Here is a 4,423-nt window from a genome sequence, read left to right on the forward strand (position 1 = left end):
GCATGACGGCGGGTGGGTACGTCCCGCCCCGCCTTTCACCACCCCGCTGCGGGCGCTGCCCGCCGCACCGCTCTTTGAAGGAACCGTCATGCAAAAGCAAAAGATCCGCATCCGCCTGAAGGCATTCGATTACAAGCTGATCGATCAATCGGCCCTCGAGATCGTCGACACCGCCAAGCGCACCGGCGCCATCGTCAAGGGCCCGGTGCCCCTGCCGACACGCATGCAGCGTTTCGACATCCTGCGTTCGCCGCACGTCAACAAGAGCTCGCGCGACCAGTTCGAGATCCGCACCCACCAGCGCCTGATGGACATCGTCGATCCCACCGACAAGACCGTCGACGCGCTGATGAAGCTTGACCTGCCGGCCGGCGTGGACGTCGAGATCAAGCTGCAGTAAGTTCCGATCGGGTTCGCTGCGGACCCGGGTGGTTGCGGCTTCGGCCGCTGCTGCTACAATCGTAGGCTTTTCTGCCCTCGGCACTCCGGTGTCGCGGGCAAAACATCGTGGTGACCCGGCGCAATGCGTTCGGTCGCCTCAGTGAAGTCAGTCCGGCCAATCGATGTCGGACATTGGAGAAGAACCATGACTACAGCCAATCCGGGCGATCGCCTCGGCTTGCTGGGCCGCAAGGTGGGCATGATGCGCATCTTCACGGACGACGGCGACGCCGTGCCCGTGACGGTGCTCGACGTGTCCAACAATCGCGTCACCCAGGTCAAGACCGTCGAAACCGACGGCTACAGCGCCATCCAGGTGACATTTGGCGCCCGCAAGGCGTCGCGCGTCACGAAGCCAGAGGCCGGGCATCTCGCCAAGGCGGGTGTCGAGGCTGGCGAAATCCTGCGTGAATTCGCGGTCAGCGCCGAAGTGGCGGCCGAGTACAAGCCGGGCGGCACGCTGCCGGTCGGCCTGTTCGCCGCCGGCCAGAAGGTCGACGTGCAGGGTACGTCGATCGGCAAGGGCTTCACCGGCACCATCAAGCGGCACAACTTCGGCTCGCAGCGCGCGTCGCACGGCAACAGCCGTTCGCACAACGTGCCGGGCTCGATCTCGATGGCCCAGGATCCGGGTCGCGTGTTCCCGGGCAAGAAGATGTCCGGCCACCGCGGCGACGTGACCAAGACCACCCAGAACCTTGACATCGTGCGTGTCGACGAGGCCCGCCAGCTGCTGCTGGTGCGCGGCGCGGTTCCTGGCGCGAAGAACGGTTTCGTGACCGTGCGCCCGGCCGTCAAGGTCAAGGCCCAGAAGGGAGCGAACTGATGGAACTCGAGCTCCTGAACGAACAAGGCCAGGCCGCCTCGAAGGTCGACGCGCCGGACACCGTGTTCGGCCGCGACTACAACGAAGCGCTGGTGCACCAGGTGGTGGTGGCCTACCAGGCGAATGCCCGCCAAGGTACGCGCGCCCAGAAGGATCGCCAGACGGTCAAGCACTCGACCAAGAAGCCGTGGCGCCAGAAGGGCACCGGCCGGGCTCGCGCCGGCATGACCTCGTCGCCGCTGTGGCGCGGAGGCGGTCGGATCTTCCCGAACAGCCCGGAAGAGAACTTCAGCCACAAGGTCAACAAGAAGATGTACCGCGCCGGCATGGCCGCCATCTTCTCGCAGCTCGCTCGTGAAGGTCGCCTGGCCGTGGTGGATTCGATCAAGGTCGAGACGCCCAAGACCAAGGCGCTGGCCGCGAAGTTCAAGGCCATGGGGCTGGAGTCGGTGCTGGTGATCGCGGACGAGGTGGATGAGAACCTGTTCCTCGCGTCGCGCAACCTCGCCAACGTGCTGGTGATCGAGCCGCGTTATGCCGATCCGCTGTCGCTGGTCTTCTACAAGAAGGTCCTGGTGACGAAGGGCGCGATCGAGAAGCTCAAGGAGATGCTGGCATGAGCGCTCTTAAGTTCGATGAAGGTCGCCTGATGAAGGTGCTGGTCGCGCCGATCGTGTCCGAGAAGGCCACGGCGGTCGCCGAGTCGCACAACCAGGTGCTGTTCAAGGTGCTGCAGGACGCGACCAAGCCCGAGATCAAGGCGGCGGTGGAACTGCTGTTCAAGGTCGAGGTCGACAAGGTATCGGTCGTGAACACCAAGGGCAAGACCAAGCGCTTCGGCAAGGGTGTGGGTCGCCGCGACAACGTTCGCAAGGCCTATGTCTGCCTGAAGGCGGGTCAGGAGCTCAACTTCTCCGGGGAGGCCGCGTAATGGCCGTCGTCAAAGTCAAGCCCACGTCCCCTGGCCGCCGTGCCGTGGTGAAGGTGGTGCATTCGCACCTGCACAAGGGCAAGCCCGAAGCGTCGCTGCTCGAGCCGCAGATCCAGAATGCAGGCCGGAACAACAACGGCCACATCACCATCCGGCACAAGGGCGGTGGTCACAAGCACCACTACCGCGTGGTCGATTTCAAGCGCAACAAGGACGGCATCCCGGCGAAGGTCGAGCGTATCGAGTACGACCCGAACCGAACCGCCCACATCGCGCTGGTGTGCTACGCCGATGGCGAGCGCCGTTACATCATCGCTCCGCGCGGTCTGGAAGTCGGTGCCACCATCCTGAGCGGCTCGGAAGCGCCGATCAAGGCCGGCAACACGCTGCCGATCCGCAACATCCCGGTGGGCTCGACGATGCACTGCGTCGAACTGCTGGCCGGCAAGGGCGCCCAGATCGCGCGCTCGGCTGGCACTTCGGTGACGCTGCTGGCACGCGAAAGCACCTACGCCCAGGTTCGCCTGCGCTCGGGTGAGGTGCGGCGCATCCACATCGAGTGCCGTGCCACGATCGGCGAGGTGAGCAACGAAGAGCACAACCTGCGCCAGTACGGCAAGGCCGGTGCGATCCGCTGGAAGGGCGTTCGCCCGACCGTTCGTGGCGTGGCCATGAACCCGGTGGACCACCCGCACGGCGGCGGCGAAGGCCGCACCGGCGAGGGCCAGGTGCCGGTGTCGCCTTGGAACACGATGACCAAGGGCTACCGCACTCGCAGCAACAAGCGCACGCAGACGTTCATCGTCTCGCGTCGCAAGAAGTAAGGGGCACGCTCGATGGCACGCTCACTGAAGAAGGGTCCGTTCGTGGACCACCACCTGGTGGCCAAGGTCGAGAAGGCCGTGGCGATCAAGGACAAGAAGCCGATCAAGACCTGGTCGCGCCGCTCGACGATCCTGCCCGATTTCATCGGGCTGACGATCGCCGTGCACAACGGCAAGCAGCACGTCCCCGTGTACGTGACCGATCAGATGGTCGGCCACAAGCTCGGCGAGTTCGCCCTGACCCGCACGTTCAAGGGTCACCCGGCGGACAAGAAGGCGAAGAAGTAAGGGGATGACGATGGAAACCCGAGCAATCGTTCGCGGCGTGCGTCTGTCGGTCGACAAGGGTCGGCTGGTGGCTGATCTGGTCCGCGGCAAGAAGGTGGACCAGGCGCTCAACATCCTGGAATTCACGCAGAAGAAGGCCGCCGTCATCATCAAGAAGGCGCTGGAATCGGCGATCGCCAATGCCGAGCACAACGACGGTGCCGACATCGACGAACTGAAGGTCAAGACGATCCACGTCGAGCAGGGTGCGACCCTGAAGCGGTTCTCCGCGCGCGCCAAGGGCCGCGGCAACCGCATCAGCAAGCCGACCTGCCACATCTTCGTCACCGTCGGCAACTAAAGGCAGAGAAGACCATGGGACAGAAGATTCATCCGGTCGGCTTCCGCCTGCCTGTCACCCGCAACTGGTCCTCGCGCTGGTACGCGTCGAATCGCAACTTCGCGACGATGCTGGCCGAAGACCTGAAGGTCCGCGAATACCTCAAGGCCAAGCTCAAGAGCGCGGCGGTCTCGCGCATCCTGATCGAGCGGCCCGCCAAGAACGCACGCATCACCATCTACTCGGCGCGTCCGGGCGTGGTGATCGGCAAGAAGGGCGAAGACATCGAGAACCTGAAGGCCGAGCTGACGCGCCGCCTGGGCGTGCCGGTGGCCGTGAACATCGAAGAGGTGCGCAAGCCCGAGATCGATGCCCAGTTGATCGCCGACTCGATCACCCAGCAGCTCGAGAAGCGCATCATGTTCCGCCGCGCGATGAAACGTGCGATGCAGAACGCGATGCGCCTGGGTGCCCAGGGCATCAAGATCATGAGCGCCGGTCGTCTGAACGGCATCGAGATCGCTCGCACCGAGTGGTACCGCGAAGGTCGCGTGCCGCTGCACACGCTGCGCGCCGACATCGACTACGGCTTCTCGGAAGCCAAGACCACCTACGGCATCATCGGCGTGAAGGTCTGGGTCTACCGCGGCGATCGTCTCGCCAATGGCGAAGCGCCCGTCATCAAGACCGACGAGCGCGAAGACGACCGTCGCAATCGCCGCGGCCCGCGCAGCGACCGCCCGGCCGGTGACCGCCGTCCGCCGTCGCGCGACGGTGCTCGCCCGGGCCCGCGT

Annotated in this window: 8 protein-coding genes; all 8 read left to right on the plus strand. The window is 64.9% G+C overall.

Annotation, left to right across the window (positions count from 1 at the left end):
• Positions 1–88: 88 nt before the first annotated feature.
• Positions 89–400 (plus strand): 30S ribosomal protein S10, encoded by a 312-nt coding sequence (gene rpsJ, locus Y694_RS19920; RefSeq protein ID WP_011831018.1) that lies wholly within the window; start codon positions 89–91, stop codon positions 398–400.
• Positions 401–586: 186 nt separating this feature from the next.
• Positions 587–1,267: a 50S ribosomal protein L3 gene (gene rplC / locus Y694_RS19925; protein WP_036235747.1), complete on the plus strand. Its 681-nt coding sequence runs from the start codon at positions 587–589 to the stop codon at positions 1,265–1,267.
• Positions 1,267–1,887, plus strand: a complete 621-nt coding sequence (gene rplD, locus Y694_RS19930) for a 50S ribosomal protein L4 (RefSeq protein ID WP_011831016.1) — start codon at positions 1,267–1,269, stop codon at positions 1,885–1,887. Before rplC ends, rplD begins: the two co-directional genes overlap by 1 nt.
• Complete coding sequence (gene rplW / locus Y694_RS19935) at positions 1,884–2,198, plus strand: 50S ribosomal protein L23 (protein ID WP_011831015.1); 315 nt, start codon at positions 1,884–1,886, stop codon at positions 2,196–2,198. Before rplD ends, rplW begins: the two co-directional genes overlap by 4 nt.
• A complete protein-coding gene (gene rplB, locus Y694_RS19940; RefSeq protein WP_011831014.1) occupies positions 2,198–3,022 on the plus strand; it encodes a 50S ribosomal protein L2 in 825 nt (274 codons plus the stop codon). The genes rplW and rplB overlap by 1 nt, the downstream gene beginning before the upstream one ends.
• 12 nt (positions 3,023–3,034) lie before the next feature.
• Positions 3,035–3,310 carry a 30S ribosomal protein S19 gene (rpsS, locus tag Y694_RS19945; RefSeq protein ID WP_011831013.1) on the plus strand — a complete coding sequence of 92 codons (276 nt, stop codon included), beginning with the start codon at positions 3,035–3,037 and terminating at the stop codon, positions 3,308–3,310.
• Positions 3,311–3,320: 10 nt separating this feature from the next.
• Complete coding sequence (rplV, locus tag Y694_RS19950; RefSeq protein ID WP_036235754.1) at positions 3,321–3,650, plus strand: 50S ribosomal protein L22; 330 nt, start codon at positions 3,321–3,323, stop codon at positions 3,648–3,650.
• A gap of 14 nt (positions 3,651–3,664) precedes the next feature.
• Positions 3,665–4,423 (plus strand): 30S ribosomal protein S3 (gene rpsC, locus Y694_RS19955; RefSeq protein WP_036235751.1); only part of this gene is annotated, 759 nt, incomplete at its 3' end.

It is taken from the genome of Methylibium sp. T29-B, assembly GCF_000576225.1.
Classification (GTDB): Bacteria; Pseudomonadota; Gammaproteobacteria; order Burkholderiales; family Burkholderiaceae_C; genus Methylibium; species Methylibium petroleiphilum.